13 protein-coding genes and 1 pseudogene are annotated in these 18,291 nt (G+C 69.9%); 7 read left to right on the forward strand and 7 right to left on the reverse strand.

Features of this window, described 5'->3' with window-relative positions; genetic code table 11:
• Positions 1–134 precede the first annotated feature (134 nt).
• The 3 genes from ACFYOH_RS42925 to tap all read right to left on the reverse strand — a co-directional run bounded on the left by ACFYOH_RS42925 (position 135) and on the right by tap (position 5,551).
• A complete protein-coding gene (locus ACFYOH_RS42925) occupies positions 135–1,532 on the reverse strand; it encodes a DNA-binding protein (RefSeq protein WP_388637302.1) in 1,398 nt (465 codons plus the stop codon).
• Positions 1,533–2,733: 1,201 nt separating this feature from the next.
• Positions 2,734–3,291 (reverse strand): telomere-protecting terminal protein Tpg, encoded by a 558-nt coding sequence (gene tpg / locus ACFYOH_RS42930; protein WP_388637305.1) that lies wholly within the window; start codon positions 3,289–3,291, stop codon positions 2,734–2,736.
• A gap of 19 nt (positions 3,292–3,310) precedes the next feature.
• On the reverse strand, positions 3,311–5,551 hold the full coding sequence (tap, locus tag ACFYOH_RS42935) for a telomere-associated protein Tap (RefSeq protein WP_388637308.1): 2,241 nt from the start codon (positions 5,549–5,551) through the stop codon (positions 3,311–3,313).
• A gap of 159 nt (positions 5,552–5,710) precedes the next feature.
• Between tap and ACFYOH_RS42940 the strand changes: the two genes are divergently transcribed.
• From ACFYOH_RS42940 to ACFYOH_RS42955, 4 genes are all read left to right on the forward strand, one after another.
• Positions 5,711–6,919, forward strand: coding sequence for a DEAD/DEAH box helicase family protein (locus ACFYOH_RS42940; RefSeq protein ID WP_388637311.1), 1,209 nt, complete (start codon positions 5,711–5,713; stop codon positions 6,917–6,919).
• 184 nt (positions 6,920–7,103) lie between these two features.
• Positions 7,104–8,246: a tyrosine-type recombinase/integrase gene (locus ACFYOH_RS42945; RefSeq protein ID WP_388637314.1), complete on the forward strand. Its 1,143-nt coding sequence runs from the start codon at positions 7,104–7,106 to the stop codon at positions 8,244–8,246.
• A 53-nt stretch (positions 8,247–8,299) separates the two neighbouring features.
• Positions 8,300–10,798 (forward strand): tyrosine-type recombinase/integrase, encoded by a 2,499-nt coding sequence (locus tag ACFYOH_RS42950; RefSeq protein ID WP_388637317.1) that lies wholly within the window; start codon positions 8,300–8,302, stop codon positions 10,796–10,798.
• Positions 10,795–11,367, forward strand: coding sequence for a DUF6262 family protein (locus ACFYOH_RS42955; protein WP_388637320.1), 573 nt, complete (start codon positions 10,795–10,797; stop codon positions 11,365–11,367). Before ACFYOH_RS42950 ends, ACFYOH_RS42955 begins: the two co-directional genes overlap by 4 nt.
• Positions 11,368–11,572: 205 nt before the next feature.
• On the opposite strand, the gene ACFYOH_RS42960 is transcribed toward ACFYOH_RS42955, so the two are convergent.
• The 4 genes and pseudogenes from ACFYOH_RS42960 to ACFYOH_RS42975 form a co-directional block, all read right to left on the reverse strand.
• Entirely contained in the window at positions 11,573–11,770 is a 198-nt protein-coding gene (locus ACFYOH_RS42960; protein WP_388637322.1) for a hypothetical protein, read from the reverse strand.
• Positions 11,725–12,723, reverse strand: a complete 999-nt coding sequence (locus ACFYOH_RS42965) for a hypothetical protein (protein WP_388637325.1) — start codon at positions 12,721–12,723, stop codon at positions 11,725–11,727. Before ACFYOH_RS42965 ends, ACFYOH_RS42960 begins: the two co-directional genes overlap by 46 nt.
• Positions 12,724–12,889: 166 nt before the next feature.
• Positions 12,890–13,945: pseudogene (locus ACFYOH_RS42970) on the reverse strand (helicase associated domain-containing protein); the annotation flags it as partial.
• Positions 13,946–14,231: 286 nt separating this feature from the next.
• Entirely contained in the window at positions 14,232–16,784 is a 2,553-nt protein-coding gene (locus ACFYOH_RS42975; RefSeq protein WP_388637327.1) for a Helicase associated domain protein, read from the reverse strand.
• A gap of 305 nt (positions 16,785–17,089) precedes the next feature.
• On the opposite strand from ACFYOH_RS42975, the gene ACFYOH_RS42980 reads away from it, so the two are divergent.
• The 3 genes from ACFYOH_RS42980 (at position 17,090) to ACFYOH_RS42990 (ending at position 17,934) form a co-directional block, all read left to right on the forward strand.
• Positions 17,090–17,284 carry a zinc ribbon domain-containing protein gene (locus ACFYOH_RS42980; protein WP_388637329.1) on the forward strand — a complete coding sequence of 65 codons (195 nt, stop codon included), beginning with the start codon at positions 17,090–17,092 and terminating at the stop codon, positions 17,282–17,284.
• A gap of 58 nt (positions 17,285–17,342) precedes the next feature.
• Positions 17,343–17,636, forward strand: a complete 294-nt coding sequence (locus ACFYOH_RS42985) for a hypothetical protein (RefSeq protein ID WP_388637332.1) — start codon at positions 17,343–17,345, stop codon at positions 17,634–17,636.
• Between the two features lie 130 nt (positions 17,637–17,766).
• Positions 17,767–17,934 carry a hypothetical protein gene (locus ACFYOH_RS42990; RefSeq protein ID WP_189711477.1) on the forward strand — a complete coding sequence of 56 codons (168 nt, stop codon included), beginning with the start codon at positions 17,767–17,769 and terminating at the stop codon, positions 17,932–17,934.
• The last annotated feature ends 357 nt before the right edge of the window (positions 17,935–18,291 follow it).

An 18,291-nucleotide genomic window follows, 5' to 3' on the forward strand; every position in this document is an offset into this window, starting at 1 on the left:
TGGACCGGCACCTGCACCACCTGCCACCGCCCCCTGCCCAGAACATCCACCACCAGCCCAAACCCAAGAGCCAGAGCAACTTAACGGAGTCCTACGAGTGCTGTATCAGCTAACCACTGACACCGGCCCCTCTGTCAGTCACCGTCATACTGAGGGCGGTGATCCCTCAGCTTCTCCCGGAGCGTTTCGGGGCTCATGTCCACCCACCGGGCCACTTCCTCGAGCGGCACCCCGCCGTTCACCGCAGCCACCGCGGTCCGCGTCCACGCCTGCTCGATCAGACCGGCACTGTGACCGAGGCTGCGCAACAGCTGCCGGGCGACCTCGGCGGTCGGCCCCTTCTGCGCGCCGTGCGCCTGCAGGAGCTGTTCCTCGGCGCCGGCGATGAGACTGCTGATCCGCGTCCGCTGCTCGGGCGGTACCACCGTGCGCCACATCGTCCCTGAGCCCGGTGCCCGCTTCTCCTTGCCCAGCACCCGTAGTTGCCCGGCCATCGTCGCCGGCTGATGCTCCTGGCGCACCCACCACGGATCGTCCGCGTACCCGGGCGGCATGTCCTGGCCGCGACGCACCCGTACGACCGCGCCCATCCAGGAGATCAGCGGCCCGCCGTAGTCGACCCCCGCCAGCGGCCCCAGCCAGTGACGGCCCACCCGCTCACCCAGCCGACCGCAGAACGCCCCGTCGGCGCCCATCGGCCGCGGACGCTTCCCCCCACTGTCGATCCACACCAGCTCGGCCATGGCCGGATCCAGCAGCGCGTCGGCCACCGCCACCACCTCGGGAAAGATCACCGCATCCCGCCCCACGATCCGCCACCACTCCAGATCCACTCCGGCGTTGCCGCCCGCGACCCGGTGCAGGCGGCGCGGCCAGATCTCCTCCCGCTCCCAGTGCAGGGCCTGCTCCCACCACCGGGCCACGACCGCGTACGCCAGAGCGAACACCTTTGCGGGCTCCGCTGCGGCACGCACCGCACGGCGTGCCACCCTGGCCCACCGCCGCTGCGCCGCAGCGACCTCCGGGACACCGCGCACATCGAGGTGCTCCGGGACCTGGTCGGCGTCCGCGTCCAGCAGCCACCGTCCGTGCCGCCGACACACCCGCTGCCAGCGCGGCAGGTACCGCACCGCCACTGTCACCTGCCCGGTGCGCCGCACGGTGCACAACCGGCAGCCGAACGCGGCCGGTCCCGCCACCGTGCCTGCCGCCCGCCACCGGGCCTGGGCCAGATCGGCCTCCAGCCCGTTGCTGATCTTGGGGTCGTCCACGGCGAAGGCGGGCAGAGCGCGTGCCAGCACCGCCGGTTTCACCCCGCACAGCTCGGCGAGCACACCCCGCCCGGCCGCGTTGAACACGACCTCCGCATCGGCCCGTACCCCGCCGCCGTCATGCCGCACGGGGGAGTTGCGGCACGTCCACAAGCGCAGCACATGCCCGGCCGGCAGGCCGTAGCGGGCCTCGACCCGGCCGATCAGCGACGCGGTCAGCTCTCCCGCCAGCGGCCCCGTCCGTAACGCCCCAGCTGCCACGACTCTCCTCGCCTGCGCGTGTGATGATCACGCCCCACCTAGGCCGGACGCGCCGCCCATCATGGTTGGTGTCCGTCGGCGCAGCCAGGGCAGACATCTGCACCGCGGGCGCTCTGTGAGCGAAGGCCTTCGGATCGAAGTAGTTCCAGATGGCCCGTTCCTGGACGCGACTGCCCGGGCTGGGGCTCGCGTCGGCACGGCGCCGCCGCTCATATACGGCGCGACGCCGAATCCCGGCGCGGGGGGCGGTAGTCACCCTTGACCTCGTAGAGCCCCACGGACCCCCTGTCGGACAAAGGTGATCATGCGGTTCAGTCGGTCGGGCTGGAAGGGCGCCGGCCTTATGGGCGCGCGGCGAGGTCCTCAGCGGGTGCACGGCCGGGCGGACGCGTCGGGGCGGGGCTGCCCGGGGCGGGCCGTTACCATGCTGGTTGGGTCTGACCAGCACGGTCACCGGCGGATGCGGCCCTTTCGCGCAGATTTCGACGTCGCGCGGGCCTCGTTCAGGCTGCCTGAACTGCAAAAAAAATACCTCCGCCCCCCAACTCCCCGTCCTCGTGCGGGAGTTGACTGTTTGCCCTTCACGTTTCCGCAGGTCAGAGTCATATGGAACGTCTCGCTCCGCGTCGACGGGGCCGTCGGGGGTGTGTCAGAGTAGCTGACTGTTGAAGCCCTTCCACACGAGTCCGGGGCGTGTTTTTGAGTCCGGCCGGGTCCGAAACACACGGGCCCCGGCAGCCCGGCGAACCGGGCACGGGAGGGAGGCGCTCACATGTGGTGTGGGCACCGTAGGAAGGACCGTCAGCGGAACATCCCGGCGCAGCGGACGTCGTTTCCGCAGCACCAGTTCCGATCGGCACACGAGCCTCGGCGGATTGGTACATACACGGCCGTCGTGATTGCGCTGTACTGGACGGTCAAGCTCGCCGGGGCGATCCCCTGGTGGGCGTTCGGTTCCTGGCACCGGTAAGCACCGGTGCCAGGAACCGACACCGCAAGAAACGCAAGGGCCCTCTCTGCTTGGCGGCACGGGGGCCCTTCGCGTGCACACCGTCGCCGCCTTCGCCCGGAGGCAGGAGGCGATGACGCCGCGTCCCCATCATGCCAACCCTGTCCGGGCAGCACCAGCGCGCCGCCCCGCGCCGGGGCCGGTGCTCACAGGACATGCTCGTCGCCTGATGCGGGGGGTGTCGGCGCCCGGTTACAGCTCGAACTCGAGGTCGATCAGGTCGGTGAGTTCGACTTCGAGGCCGTGGGCGCGTTGGCCGTTGTCGCGGAAGTAGACCTCGCCGAGGGCTTCGGCGGCGATCTGGCGGAGCTGGTCGTCGGTGAGACCGGCTTCCTGGGCTTGGAAGAGGCGTGCGGTGTGGTGGGGTGGCAGGGCGAGGGTGAGGTGGCGCACGCGGGCGTCGTCGGTGCTGCCGGGGGCGGCGGTGTAGCCGAATCGGGCGTGGACATCGATCATGATGCCGCCGGTGCTGGCCGCTGCCTGCTTGGCCTTGGCTCTGATCTGCGGCTGCCAGCGCACGCGGACTTCACGCTCGAGGCGGTCGGCGAGGTCGGGCCGGGGCTTTCTGATCTGGTTCTTGACGTAGCGTTCGACGGTGCGCTGGCTGATGCCGAGCAGGTCGGCCACGCGCCGGGTGCTGCGCTGGTGCTGGCGGACCAGGTAACGCATCTGTGCCCCGGCGGTCTTCGGGATCGGTCGCGTGAACGCGCCCTGGACCGCCTTGTCGAGTTCTTCGCCGATCGTGACCATCGACCCCTGCCCCCTGCTTCTACTCTCCGGTGTCCTTGGTGGTGACCTCGCCGGTCTTGATGTAGCGGGCGAGGTTGGCGACGTGGCCGTCACCGGCGAGCTGTTCGAGGACGTTGGCACCCCACAGCACGCTCTGAGTGCCCTCGTGCTTGACCATGCCCGGGCTGACGCCGAGCCGGAAACTGCCGGGCACGGTCTTGCCGCCCGAGTCGTAGGGCAGGACGTCCAGCGGGCTGGGCCCGTCAGCGGTGTACACGGCGCAGTCGGACAGGACCGCGACGGGGTACTGTCCGGTGGCTGCGGCCAGGTGCAGCATCTTGCGGTGCATGTTGATCCGGGCCCGGGAGATGACCGCGGCGCGGATGTCAGGCCGCCAGGTGGGCCGGGCGAGGGCGGGCCAGGCCTGTCCCGGCTTCCATCCGCCGCCGCGCGCCTTCTCCCGCAGCTTGCCGATGCCGCCCTTGACGGTCATCTTGACCGCGTCCACGACGATTCCCAGCTCCGGATCACGGCTCTTGTAGCCGTCCATTGCCTCCAAGAACTCCTGCGGGGACAGCTTCTCGCCCACCCCGAGATCCGACATGGTCGCGACGTAGGCGTCGCGCAGCCGCTTGTACCAGCCGTCCAGGAACCGGCCGTGCTCCGGGCGCACCCATGCCTGAAGCGGGGCGACGTCGTAGCCGAGCTCGATGGCGTACGCGACCGTCGGAGTGGCGTACCAGGCCGGACCCGTCGGGCGCTGGCCGGTCGGCGTGAACGGGCTGGGCAAGAGGTCCCCGTCGAGGTCCCGCCACTGCTTGCCCACCTTCACCCGGGACGGATCGACGTGGGAGAGGTCGACCAGCCACGAGCCGGGCAGCGCCGGGTCGAACGCGGGCCGGGTGACGTGCACGGGCGGCGTAGCCAGGCCGACGACGGCACCATTGGCGCCTGCGGCGAACGACAGGTTCACGTCGAGGCCGACCAGGTAGCGCTTCATACACTCGGCGTCGGTGAGATCCCGCGCCCAGTCGTAGGCCTCCTCGAACAGCTTCTCGTCGGGGCCGCGTACGTGAAACCGCGGAAGGTCGGCGAGAACCGGGTGTCCGTCGGTCGCTTCGCACGGTGCCGGGTCCATCGGCTCGGAACCCAGCGACCCGGGCCGGTGCTCGCGGTGCCGCTTGCCGGCGGCGTCCGGCTGGCTGGCGCGGGTCGGCGGGTTCAGCGCGGTCATCAGCTGCAGACCGGTGACGGCCGTGGACCCGACCGGTGTCATCACCCGCACCGCATACATGCCCAGCACCTGGGCGAGCTCCGCCGGCTCGAGCTGGGCGGCATGCCCCCACGCGCGGTCGTCGAGGGCGCGCCAGGAGGGGATGCACAGCTGCACGCACTGACGGCGGCCGCCCTGGGCGGGGCGGTAGATCCGCGCCCACGGCCCGAACCCGCGCTTGGTGAGCTGCCAGTCCGCGCGATGCAGCTGCTTGATGACCTTGTGCCCCTCCGGGAGCCGCCCGGCAAGCCGCTCCTCGTGCGACAGCTCGGCGGGCAGGCCGTAGCGCTCGCACGCCGCCTCGGTGAGCACCAGCAGCGGGTCGGCGTCCTTACCCGAGCCGTGCAGCCGCTCCGCCCCGAGCTGTGCCTCTGAGAGGGTCCATTCCACCAGCGCGGGCAGGGACTTGGCGGGCACGTCCAGGATCAGGCCGCCGATGCCGTAGCCGGTCACCTGCCGCTCGGCGTCGGCGTCGAGGACGAGCAGCGGACCGTGCGCGTACCCGTCGCCGGGCGCGGGCGTGTGTGCCGGGGAGGCCTTCTTCGCGCCGGGGCGGCGCGATGTCTGCGGCGGTCGGGTGGTACGCGCCGGGCGTGACGCGGCCGGTGCGGGAACGGCGGCGGGGGTAGCGGGCGGGGTGGTGTCGGACGTGGTCGGGGCCGCAGCCTCGGGCACCAGGCCCGTGGGCACAGGCGGCGCCTCGGGTGTCGTGCCGGCCGTTGTCTGCGGCGCAGCGGTGTCTTCCTGCGGTGCACCGGTGCTCTCGGGGGCGGGGTAGAGCTCGGCGAGCTGCTTGAGCAGGCGCGCGTACGCCTCCCGCTGCGGCGGCCGCGGCTCGGTCTTGCCCGACTCCCAGTCGCCGATGGTCGCGCGCCGCACGCCCAGGGCGGCGGCCACTTCATCGAGGGTGAGCGCGTGAGCCTGCCGCAGCCGCCTGCGCTCTGCCGGCGGCGGCAGCGGCGACCGGGATGCCACCAGCGCGTCCACTGCGTCGAACAACTCGGACATGAAGCACCTCCGACTCCACCCTAGCCCATGAACCGGCCGTATTGCGCACATGTGTCGTACGAATAACGTGCATTCTGCGTACGAGTGTCGTGTGTCGGTGATACGGTGCCCGCACGAAGACCCACCGGCAGCTTCCGCTTCGGATCGAGGAAGAGCTGAATGACTGTGGCCGCTGCTCCCGCACGAGGCCGACCCGGAAGGGCGGTACTTCATCCCGACCAGGCCGAGGCCGTCTTGCGTCTGGCCCGCCATCTGCACCGCCCGGGCACCCGCGGGCTGTTTGTGTCGGCGACGGGGACCGGGAAGACGCTGGTGTCGATCCGCGTCGCGGACGGACTCGGCGCGCGGCTGGTGCTGTTCGTGGTGCCCACGCTCGATCTGGCGGCGCAGACCGCGCTGGCCTGGCGCGGTGACGGCCACGGCGAGCACATGGTGATCGTCTCCTCCCTGGACGCGGCCGGCCGCGACGATCTGCTGGCCGCCCGCGTCATGTCGACCACCAGCCCGCATGCGCTGGGCGGGCTGATGTCGGTGGTGGGGGAGGCAGAGGATCAGATCCCGGCTTTGACGGTGATCTGCACCTACGACTCCCTGAACAAGATCGAGGAGACCCAGAAGACGGGGTATGCGGTGCCGCCGTTCGACCTGGCGGTCATGGACGAGGCGCACCGGATCGCTGGCCGTGCCGACAAGAAGTGGGCGATCGTCAACGACGCCCAGCGCATCCACGCGGACCGCCGCCTCTACATGACCGCCACCCCCCGTATCTTTGCCGCGCCGGAGTTGGCGGAGTCCGCCGACCTCACCCGGCCGCGGCGAAGGCGCCCGGCGGGCGAGGAGGTGGACGCGTTCGCCAACTCCATGGACAACGAGGCCGTCTACGGCAAGAAGGTCGTCGAATACCCCCTCGCGCAGGCAGTCGCCGACGGCCGGGCGGCGGATTACCGCATCGTGGTGCCCACCCTCACCGACGCCGACCTACGCCGCCGCTTGAACCTGCCCGCCCCCGGCACCACGCCCGCGGTCGGCACCGCCACGCAGGAGGCGACAGACGACAGTGCGCTGCGCACCACCGCCCTGCACCTGGCCGTCCTGCGCACCATGACGGAGCACGGTCTGAAGAAGGTCCTGGTCTACTTCAACCTCGTCTCCGACGCCCGCCGCTTCGCCCGCGAACTCCCGCACACCTTGCGCCTGCTGCGCCGGACGGACCCCCACCTCGTCCCCGGCATCGACCCGGAGCTGTTCTTCGCCCATGGCGAGCACACCCCCGTCCAACGGGGCGACATCTTCGCCGCCTTCGCCGCCGCCGACGTCGCGATCCTCGCCAACTCCCGCCTGATCGCCGAAGGCGTCGACATTATCTAGAGCTGGTCTGGTTGTGAGGGACGTTTGATGTGGGCCTGAGCTGGGATGATGAGGGTCTGTAGCCCCTCGGGCCGGTGTGTGAGGGACGTTTGGTGTGGATGTCACCTGCGAGGATGAACGCCTTCGTCGTCCTCCGGCCCGGCAGGTCTGTGGTGGCTAGGGTCCCGGCATGGATCCAGGGTTCATGGCGGAGCGGGCGGTCGATCCCACCACTGGTGAGGCGAGGTGGGTCGTCGCTCATTCCGCGACGCTCGACCTGCAGGTGGAGGTCACGGCGTTCATTACCTCGCTGCGTTCCCGCGGACTGTCGCCGAACACCGAGCGCGTATACGCCGGGCGGATCGCGCTCTACCTGAACCACTGCGCTGAGCGGCGCCTGGACTGGCGTGTGCCGAGCTTCCTGTCGCTGTCGGGGTTTCAGCGGTGGCTGGTGACTGAGCCGTTGCCGCCTCGCGCCCGCCGCCCGCGACAGGGCAAGCCGGTGTTCCGGTCGCGGAACACGGCGAATGCGGTGATGACCGCTGTTGCGGGATTTCTGCGGTTCGGTGTCGCGAACGGGTGGATCGCACCGAGCGTGGCCGGCCTGCTGTCGCAGTCCAAGCACCTGGTCCATGCCCCGGCCGGCTACGACACGGGGGAACGGGACCAGTTCCGCATTATCGACGCGGCGGCGTTCCGTTTCCGGATCACCGAGGCCGGCTACGAGGACCTGAAACCCGACCAGATCGCCCACATGATCGACCTCGCTCCCCGGGCGAGGGACCGGTTCCTGATCGCTCTGCTCGCCTGCACCGGGGTGCGGATCGGCGAGGCCCTCGGGCTGCGCCGCCAGGACGTGCATCTGCTCGCTTCCTCCCGCGCTCTGGGCTGCACAACGGAGGGCCCGCATATCCACATCCACCGGAGAACCGACAATCCGAACCAGGCGCTGGCCAAGGCCCGCAAACCCCGCACCCTCCCCGTCACTGCGGATCTGGTCGCCCTCTACACCGACTACCAGTACGAGCGGGACGCCGTACCGGAGGCCGCAGACGGCGACATGGTGTTCGTGAACCTGTTCCGCCCGCCGCTCGGGCGGGCGATGTCCTACCCGAACGCCAAGGACATGTTCGACCGGCTCGCCCGCGCGGCCCGCTACGCCTGCCGCCCCCACATGCTGCGCCACTCGGCTGCAACCGCATGGCTTCGCGCGGGGGTGGATCGCGATGTCGTGCAGTACCTCATGGGGCATGTGTCGCCGCTGTCGATGGAGCGCTACCGGCACGTCGACGACACCGAGACTCGCGCCGCAGTCGACCGGCTCGAAGCCCTCCAGGCACGCCAGTGACTGCGCGGTCCGCCGAGCGGCCGCACCTGCTGCTCCTGCCTGACACGCCATCGGTGCCGGCACCGCGGCCTGCACCGAGCCGGGCCGTTCTGCCGGGCGGTGCGGACCCGGCCGCCTGGGCTGCCTGGCTCGGCGAGCACACGGACCCGACGTGGCGTGCAGGGGAGTGGGACCAGGAACACTGGCTGTTCACCGGCCGACTCGACAACCCCCGCACTACCGCCTCCACCTGCCGTACGGCGGCCTGCGGCATGGTCGTCAACGCCCGCAACATCTTCTGCGCCATGTGCGCGGACCGCCTCAAGGCCTCCCGCCTTACGGCCGAGGAGTTCGCCGCCACCCACATTCCCCAGCGCGACAAGGCGCCCAACGGCCTCGCGTCCGCGCGTTGCGCGGTCACCCGCGACGGTGTGCAGTGCGTGCGTCCCAAGCACTGCCGAAACCTGTGCTCCACGCACTACGGCACCTGGCACTACCACCAGCGCCGCGGTAACGAGGACCGCTGGTGGAGCCACATCGCTATCCCTTTCACCGACGAAGTTCCCTGCCTGGTGCCGGCCTGCCCCAGCCCGGCCTTCAACTCAGGCGGGCTGTGCGGCTTCCATTCGCGGGCATGGACTCGCGACAACCGCACCGTCGCCGCCCCGGCCGCCGAATGGGCACAGACCCAGGCGCCCTACGTCGCCGCCCACCAATTCAGCCTCGTTCCCCTGGCCGACCTGGTGCGCCGCGAGGTCCTCTACGCCCTGCAGCAGGCCGACCGGTGGGCCCGCGTCCTGAACCCCAGCAGCATCCGCAGCCTGGTCCGCGACCACGCCGACGCCACCACCCTGCTCTCTGCCGAACCCCGCCCCCTCTCCGCGCACAAGGACGCCGCCTACCGCCGCACGCTCAAGCAACTTCACACCGCGCTGCGCACCGGCTTCGACGAGTTCACCGGCCACAGCGATCTCAACGAAGACGTCCTGGACCTGCGAGAGATCGGCCTGCGCGCTGTCAGCGGCCAGGAACCCCGCCAGTTCGCCGCCACCGTCGACCTCACCCAGAGCATCCACCAGCCCTGGCTGCGCCGCCTTGTGCGTTTCTGGGCGTGCACCGAACGCCCACGGACCGACGACTTCTCCCGCACCCTGCGCGCCACCATCATCGCCTCCCGCGCCCTGGCTCGGCGTCCAGGAGCCGGCAACGACCCGACCACCTTGCGGTTCACCGACGTGTCCGCCGTCGTCGACGCCTTCCGCACCGCACTGAAGCGCGACGGCACCCCCTACAGCTCCGGCCACCGCAACGCCCTCACCGGCCGCTTCTTCCAGCTCATCGACTACGGACGCCGCAGCGACGCACTCGATGACCTCGCCGGGACCTTCACCCGCGATGCGGTCCACCACACCGTCGGCCGCGACGACGAGAACGAGGACGAGATCGGCAAGGCCATCCCCGAATCGGTCATCCGCCAGCTCGACGCCCACCTTCAGGCCATCGGCCGCGGCAGCGTCACCGGCCGGCGCGACATCCCTGAAGCCGACCTCCACCTGCTCTACCGCACCGTCTACATCGTCCTGCGCGACACCGGACGCCGACCTCTGGAAGTCGCCTCACTGTCCCGCGACTGCCTGGAGACCGACCGCGGCCAGACCTTCCTGATCTGGGACAACCACAAGCGCCGCCGCCACCGCCGGCGCCTGCCCATCACCGCCACGACCGCCCAGGCCATCCGAGAGTGGCAGCAACGCCGCAACCACCTGGACCTGCCAGCCTCGGGCGACCGGTTCCTCTTCCCCGCCCTCACCGACCAGAGCGCGGCTGGCCACCTGTCCTCCAGCTACATCAGCGAGACCCTGCGCCTATGGGTCGCCTCCATCCCCGAAATCCACGCCGAGGGCGTCGACGCCGACGGCAACCCGCTGCCCTTCGACCGCACCCTCATCTACCCCTACGCCTTCCGCCACTCCTACGCCCAGCGCCACGCCGACGCTGGCACCCCCGTCGACGTCCTGCGCGAACTCATGGACCACAAGTCCATCGCCATGACCCAGCGCTACTACCAGGTCTCCCTGAAGCGAAAGCGCGCCGCCGTCACCACCCTCAGCGCCCACGTCGTCGACCGCCGCGGCCAGGCGGCCCCCACCTCCGCTACCGCCTACGAACTCCGCTCCGTGGCCGTCCCTTACGGCGGCTGCACCGAACCCAGCAACGTCAAAGCCGGCGGCAGCTCCTGCCCGATCCGCTTCCAGTGCGCCGGCTGCGGCTTCTACCGCCCCGACCCCTCCTACCTGCCCGCCATCGAGCAACACATCAACGAACTGCGCGCCGACCGCGAAACCGCCCTGGCGATGGACGCCGCCGAGTTCGTCACCACCGCCCTCACCACCCAGATCACCGCATTCGAACAAGTCGTCACTCGCATGAACAGGTACCTGGCCGCCATGCCGGCCGACGAACGCGCCGAACTCGAAGACGCTAGCACCGTCCTGCGCCGAGCCAGAGCCGGAGCGCCCCGCCCCCTCCTGCCCCTGACCGTCGTCAACCCCATCCCCGAGGGAGCACCGTGAATCCCCGCGGCAACCCGGCCCCCCTCGCCCAGGCCCGTGCCCGCATCAGCGCCGACAAACGCCAACGCGCCCTCGACGCCATCACCACCCTCGAACGCGACGGCCACCCCGTCACCCACACCACCGTCGCCCGCACCGCCGGCGTCTCCACCTGGCTCACCTATACCGACACCATTCGTCAGCACATCCAAGCCGCCCAGCACCGCCAGGCCGCCCGACCCGCCCCCAGCCGGACATCCCCCGCCATCAACCCCTCGACCACCGCCACGTTGCGCACGGAACTCGAACTCGCACGTCAGGAGATCAAACAACTACGCCAGGAACGCGACCAAGCCCGGACCGCCGTACGCCACCAACTCGGACGCCAACTCGACGCCCTCACCACCCATGACCTCACCACCCGCATCGACGAACTCACCCGCCACAACCACCAGCTCGCCGACCAGCTCCAGCAGGCCACCGAAGAGAACACCGCGCTCCACGCTCGCGCTAGCTCCTTGGAACAGGACCTCGCAGCAGCCCGCACCAGCCTGCGCCGCATGATCCGCACCGAGAACACCGCACGGTGACTGCTGCCTTCCGGGAGGCCAACGTTCTCGCGGGCTCCGGCCGCGTCGGTGGTGCTCTGCGTTCAGCCGGCCGCCGTTGCGGATACCGTCATCAGGGACGGCGCGGTTAGGGGCGGCCCTTCTCGCATGCGCCCTGGTACGGGCCGCCCCGACAAACCCAACCGCGCGCCGGTCACTTCTGTGCGACGATCATGACCGAGTGAGGTCAGAATTCCTCAGGCCGCCATCCTGTCGAGTACTTCTCGTACAGGGCCAAAGCGTCTGCCAGCTCCTCGCTGGGCTCGATCGTCCCGTCGTCGAGGGACCGGCGCACGGACGCGACGGCTTCCGCCAGAAGCGTCGTGCCCCCGAACACGTTCACCAGCGGATCCCAGGCGAGCCGCTTTTCCGTCCGCACCGCCACGCTGCCCATCGTCTGGCTGTGCACAGGCGTCGTCGCGCTTTCCAGCAGGCGCGCGACGACCCGGGGATCGGACCGCGACTCAAGGGGGGAAGGATCATCTGTACCTGCCGTCGCCATGAGGAGCGTTTGCAGCAGCATCCTTTCGCCGGCAAGGTCCCCGGGACACGCCGTGTGAAGTTGGGAGAAGAGATCCCCCTGAGGGACTGGGCGGCGTCCTCCGTGATCACCCCTTGGTCGTCCGAGCCGCCCGAGACGACACTGAGCAGAAGAGCCCTTCCGTAGAAGCTCGTGATGCTGTGGAAAAGGCTGCGGACGATGGGCTCGACCGCGTCTTCGCCGAGCGTACGGAGCAGAGCTCTCACTGGGCTCAAGACAGCCCATTCACCGCCCGGAGACAGCATCCCAGTAGATCCCAGCCGGATGCGCGGCAGTTGACGCATCAACGCTTTGGCCGTGGGCAGTACCTGCTCCTCGGACACATCACGGAGGTAGGGGACAAGACGCTTGAGGACATCGTCCAGCATGGGGTCCGGCACCTGTCCCAGCGCCTCGGTGAGGGCGGACTCGTCGCCGATCGCACCTGCGACGCTCTCGATGCACCGAATGGGTGCCCGTCCGGCGGGAAGCTGCCGGTGGAGGTAGAAGTCCAGCACTCTTCTGCAGGCCACGCGCCGGTCCCGTTCCCAGGCCGGTACCCAGTCAGAGCCGTAGTTGCTGCCACCGAAGAGCCTTTCGGCGGCGGGGAATAGCAGACGGATGACCGACTGGGCGTGCCCGTCCAGGAGAAGGGTGAAGTCCTCCACGAACGCCTTCTCGCGCGGAGTCTGCCCGTTGTTGCGCTGATAGATCGTGCTGGTTCCCGTGAGCAGATCCACCGAAGCCGGCAGCAGGTCGTGCGCTGCGGGATACCGGACACGGAGCGCCTCGAGAGCCAGAACGTCGACGAGACTCACTTCTGCGCGCAGGCTACGAACAGTCAGAGGCACTGACGCGCCCGGCACGGCCATCCGCGACGTATGGTTGCTGCCGGTCGCGACCGTGCTCGGTACGTACTACGTACGCTGAATGTACGCTTCACGGCACGGCTGCTGCGCCTAGCGGCTGGATGCTCCACGACTGTCACGCCCACTCGACGCCCAGCTCTCGCAGCGCCTGCACCTGCTCCGCGTCGAGTTTGTCGCGCCTGGATCTGGTGTTGGAGATCCATACGCCGAGCCTGACCGGCACCGGCTCTGCCTCGCCGTCGACCGCGATCTCGACGACGGCGCCGCGGGGCACCGGCCGGTGGGCGCCTTCCTGTTCGATCCACTGCGCCAGGGCCGTGAGTCCGCGTTGGAACGCCTGCTGCGCCTTGCCTGGTCGCTTCGCCCCTTTCTGCCCGGCGGGGGCCGGGGACGGCGCCTGAAGCGGCTGGATGCCCAGTCGGGTGAGTCGTTCTGGAGAGCTGCGCCCAGGCGCTCGACTGCTTCTGTCGCTGCAGCCATCGTCCGAGGTCGTCGCCGTCGAGGAGGACGCCGGGTGTGATGTCGGGGAGCCGGCCGTGGGGTTCGTCGGCGGCGAGCTCGGCCAGGACGCGGTGGTGGCGTTGCCAGTCCAGTGGCCAGGGACCGGTGGCGCTCCATAGGAGCGCAGCGTGCCCACTTTGTTCTCCCAGGCTTCTTCGCCCGGTTCCCACACCATCCCGGCCTCGGGGGCGTCGAGCAATTCCTTGCGGTGCGGATCGAGCTCGCCGACGCGCAGCGCCTTGCGCTGCTGGTGCACCCACCTGCCCAGGGGAAACGACCTCGTGGCCCCGAGTTCGGTCTCGGTGTCGTAGGGGACGGCGTGCAGGCCGGTGATCTTGTGTTGCTTCCGCCACCGCAGCAGGGCCTGGTAGCCCTCCAGCCAGACGAGGGATTCGGGCCGGTAGACGCGGGTGCGCAGGAAGGCGGCGATCGTGGCCGCGTCGCGTGGGGTGGAGAAGTGGAGCAGGGCCGACTCGGCAGCGGCGTCGGCGCCGTCGTCGTGCTCCTGGTCCTCGCCGCCGCTCTCGCCGCTGGCCCCGACGATCCGGCCGTCCTCGTCACGCTGGAGGTGCACCTTGCGCTCGTGCTTGCCGCGGATGCCCTGGGACGGGGTCGCGTAAAGCGTTTCGCGGTGCCCTGGCGTCGGCTGTATCGTCCGGGCCGGTGGTCGGGTTCGTCACGTACGCCTCAGCCCGCCCGAAGGGCCGACCTCACCAGCGCGGCCGACGACGTCGAGTGGTCTCCCTCGGCAATGCCAGGACCCCAATCAACCAGTGCGTGGCTTCAACGTAGGTGATCGCGGGCTGCGCGATGCGGCCGTCTCTCCTCGCAAGGGAGCAGTCCGCACCGATCCGGGCCGGGCCGGGCCGGGCCCTGCCGTCGCCACCCGCGCACGGATGCGGGCCATATACGCGGTATGTACGCCATGCGTACGCTTCGCGGGACGCCGCGGGTACTCAGCACGTTTGAGTTGTCCAGCGCATGCCGATGTTGGAGAGTTGCTCGATCCGCTCCGCGGAGAGGGTTGCGGCTCTGCTGCGCTGGTTGCCGATCCATGCACCAAGCCGGATCTGCCGTTCCTCCTGGTCCTGGTCGCGGAAGCCCTCCCCGTCGCGGGCGGCGATCGTCTCGATGTGCTTCCTCGGCACGCGCAGGTGCCCTTCACGCTCGTAGTACTGCTTGGCGGCGGCGAGGTTGAGCGCCCATTTGTCGGCCTGCGTCCGGCGGGGTTTGGGTTTTTCGTCCTCGCCGGCGGGTTCGATCCCGAGGATGTGCTCGCACAGCCATTGCTGGGCGCCTGTGAGCTTGTCCCAGCCGAGCCGGACCGAGCGCACCCACCGGCCGAGGTCTTCGCCCTGGTGCACAACGTCGCCCGGCTCCGTCGGCAGCCTCCCGCCGGCCTGCAGGTGCTGCCGGGTGAGGTGGAAGGCGCGTTGCCATTCCACCGGCCAGGTGGGGCACCACGAAGGGTCGATGGTGTCCAGTTGCTCGCGTCGTTCCTCCGGCAGGGCGCCGGCCGCCGAGCCCACCGGCAGGCCTTCGGCGCGCCGCTGCTCGATCTCGGCGGCCTTGCGGGCGGCGGCCCTGGCGTTCTTCAGCCAGATGCCCACCTTGTGCCCCTGGTAAGTCGCGTCCAGCGGCGCCAGCAGGTGCCCGTTCGCTTCGGCCCACCCGCGCGCCGCCGCGAGACCTTCCTCCCACGCGACGTCGAAGTGGCTCCAGACCATGCCCAGCTTCTGCAGCTGCGCGATGCGGTCGGCGTCCATGTCCCCGCGGGCGTAGAACCGGCGAGCGTCGGCGATCCATTGCCCCAGCGGGAAGGCGGCGAGCGTGGCCGGCCACCCCTCGGCTTCCGCCTCCTGGTCGTGCTTGGCGGGCACCCGGTACGTGAACGGGACCTTCAGGTCGCCGTGGAGCCGTTGGTACAGGGTGGCGGCTTCAATGCCGCGCCGCCAATGCTCGTGCTCGGGGTTGAGTACCCGCAGGTTGATGAACGCCGCCAGCTGCGCGGGGTCACGAGGCGTGCTGAACTTCAGCAGTTCCCGGGCCGGCACCGACAACCGGTCGCTTCGGTCGCTCCCTGCTGCCTCCTCTTCCGCCCCGCTGCGGCTCTGTACGCCCCTGACACGGCTTGGCGCCTGGGGCTGCGCCAGAGCTTCCACGACGCGGGCGTCGTGTGCCCTGAGCGCTTCCAGCAGCTTGGCCAGGCCACCGAAGGCCCGCGAGGTGAGCATGTTGTCGGCGGTCTCGCCCGGCCCGAGCAGGACGGGCACCACGAGCGAGGCGACCTTGCCCTCACCGGGCTGCATGCGCAGTGCACGGCCGACGGCTTGGACGAGGTCGGGCATGGAGCCGCGTACGTCGGCGAAGTACACGGAGTCGCATTCGCGGGTGTCGACCCCCTCTCCGAGCACGCGAACGGAGCCGAGGAACGTCTTCTCCACGACTGTGCCGTCAGTAGCGATCCCTCTGGAGAATTCGTCCAGGACGCGGCGGCGGTGGAGGGGCTTGTGCTCGCCGCACAGCCAGTCGGCCCACACCACACGCGGGTACAGCGCGGGGTCGGCCGCGTGCAGCCGCTCGGTGACGTCGGGAAGGCCGGCCGCGAAGGCCTCGGCTTCCTTGACGACGTGGTGGAAGACGAGCGTCCTGCGGAATCCTTCCTCGGCTGAGGCCTTCACCAGCGCTGTCTGGAGCGCGGCGAGCCGGGCCCCGCGCACCTGCTCGGATCGTGCGTCCTCGCCCAGGAGCTGGGCGGCTTGGAGCTGGGTGTCGGTGATGTCTACGCACACCACCTGGTAGGGGGCACAGATCCCCCGGTCGATCGCCTCCGACAGCGTCAGCGTGTAGCAGCGCGCCCCGAACGGACCCTCCGGATCGTCTTCCATCGACGCCACCAGCTCACCCGGTATGCCCGGCGCACCCTCGGAGTCGTCGTCCAGTTGCCACAGCCGGGGCGTGGCGGTCATGTACAGCCGCCGCAAGGACGGGATGCGGGTGTTGTCATGGACGACCGCCCACGGCCTGCCGATCCGGCCCGAAACCCTATGCGCCTCGTCCACGACGATCAGCGACCACCCCGGAAGGCCGGCGGCGTGCGCGCGTTCCAGGGTGCCGAGCCCGAGCGAGGCATACGTGGCGAACACCGTCACCTTGTCGAGCGGCCGCACCCAGTCGACCAGCTCGCCCACGTCTGTGGTGTTCGGGAAGGACGCCTCCTCACCTCGCAGGGACGAGACCCCGATCATCGGGCCTGTGCGGCCGCCCTCGCGCCATGCGGCCACGGTCTGGGCGAGCAGGTCCAGCGAGGGCACGAGCACCAGCACCCGGTCCGCGCGGAGCTCCTCCGCGCTGCGGACAGCGACGAGGCTCTTGCCCGATCCGGTCGCCATGATGACCTGAGTCCGAAGCCCTCGCTTCGGCACCACAGATCGTGCAGGCAATTCGAGCGCCCGGAGCACTGCGTCCACGGCTTCTCGCTGATGAGGACGAAGTTCCTTCACAGCCATTCGATCTACTCTCTCCTGCGAGCCGGACGACAGCTCTCACACACCAAGGCGCGAGCAACTAGCCTGTCGACAACGGATATCCGCCCGCCTTGCCCACGGAGACACCGGAACCACACCTGCGATGCGGGCCCTAGATGACCCCCGTGCAGCGGGTGACAGATTCCAAGAACCTCTAGAGCCGTCTGATTCCAGAGTCTATCGCACACTAAAAATGAAGCAGACGCTCCGGAGGATCGACACGGAAGCTGCGGGTACTCCGCATTCATCACTGTCCAATCACAGCCCAGCCTGCCGGAGAGAGAGTCATGGAACAGAAGACCGAGAACCATCAAGGCAACCGGTTCTGCAAGGCGTGCGGCACGCCCGCCGAGGACGGGAAACTGTGCAAGCACTGCGGCGCCGTCCTGGACTTGCCCGACAGTGCAGGGCTGGTCGAAGACGAAGGGGCCGCAGTGCGCCGCGACTTCGAGGGACGCACTGAGCAGCAAGAGCAGAGGTGACCCAGGCAGTAAGTGAGCCTGGTCTGCTGAACACCGCCCCTCGGGGTACACGGCCCGCATGGCACCGAAGACCGAACGCATCGAGTTCCTGCGGGCCCTGCGGCAGCTGCACCGCGTCCGCTCCTTCTACGCCGTGGGTGTCCTGCTGTGGGCGGCATCCACAGCCTGGACCGGTTGGCAGGCGCCCGGGAGCCGGCAGATGTGGGTGTCCGTCCTCCTCCTCACCGTCTTCACCGGCCTCCTCGCCACCGCGGGCCTGACCCTGCGGCGCCTGGCAGTCCCCGCGACGGGCCGGCCCGCGCATCACGCAGCCCCGCACAAGCCGGCAGGCACCCGCCACGCCCACGCCTGAGGCCTGCAGCCGTCCGGCACATGCCAACCAGGTTCTTGCCGCGCGGGCACGCGGCTTTCAAGGGTGCCGTCCAGGTCTGTGAGGGCGGTAGCCGGGCATACGGGCTTCACCCTTCGAGAGGAGTCCGCTCATGCTCGGCATAGTCGCGGCAGTTCTGTTCTTCATCGCGTTCCTCATCAATGCGGCCGATGTGAGTACCAATCACACGTTCTCGTCTGTCAACGTCATGCTCCTGGGGTTGACCGCTCTGGCCCTGCACGTTGCGGGGATCGGGAGCACCTGGTCCCGCAGACGCTGACTCAGCCTCTCCGGCTGACCTCTCCCGCAGGAGCCAGCCGGAGAGGTCACCCGCCCCGCACCCCCCTGCGGCTCGGGCCGTAGGCCCGTTGGCCCGCCCCGCGCAGCGGGGCCGGCCTTCATGGCGCGCAGCGCCCCCCGTGACCGGAGCGCAGCGCAGGGCACGGGGCGTGGGGACGCAGTCCCCACCTGCTCCGGGAGCGCAGCGGACGGAGCATCACCTGCCTTGCGCAGCAAGGCAGGTGAGCTGACCGCGCAGCGGTCAGCCAGCGCTCCCGCGGAGCGGGAGCGCAACACCCGCGCGCAGCGCGGGTGTTCGCTTGCATCGCGCGCAGCGCGATGGGACCCGCTCCGCGGG

It is taken from the genome of Streptomyces sp. NPDC007856, assembly GCF_042868225.1.
In the GTDB taxonomy this organism is placed as follows: Bacteria; Actinomycetota; Actinomycetes; order Streptomycetales; family Streptomycetaceae; genus Streptomyces.

Coding starts and splice junctions, on each gene's coding strand:
- ACFYOH_RS42940 (WP_388637311.1), top strand. CDS start 5,711: ATGACTGTGGCCGCTGCTCCCGCACGAGGCCGACCCGGAAGGGCGGTA.
- ACFYOH_RS42985 (WP_388637332.1), top strand. CDS start 17,343: ATGGCACCGAAGACCGAACGCATCGAGTTCCTGCGGGCCCTGCGGCAG.
- tap (WP_388637308.1), bottom strand. CDS start 5,551: ATGTCCGAGTTGTTCGACGCAGTGGACGCGCTGGTGGCATCCCGGTCG.
- tpg (WP_388637305.1), bottom strand. CDS start 3,291: ATGGTCACGATCGGCGAAGAACTCGACAAGGCGGTCCAGGGCGCGTTC.
- ACFYOH_RS42945 (WP_388637314.1), top strand. CDS start 7,104: ATGGCGGAGCGGGCGGTCGATCCCACCACTGGTGAGGCGAGGTGGGTC.
- ACFYOH_RS42980 (WP_388637329.1), top strand. CDS start 17,090: ATGGAACAGAAGACCGAGAACCATCAAGGCAACCGGTTCTGCAAGGCG.
- ACFYOH_RS42990 (WP_189711477.1), top strand. CDS start 17,767: ATGCTCGGCATAGTCGCGGCAGTTCTGTTCTTCATCGCGTTCCTCATC.
- ACFYOH_RS42975 (WP_388637327.1), bottom strand. CDS start 16,784: ATGGCTGTGAAGGAACTTCGTCCTCATCAGCGAGAAGCCGTGGACGCA.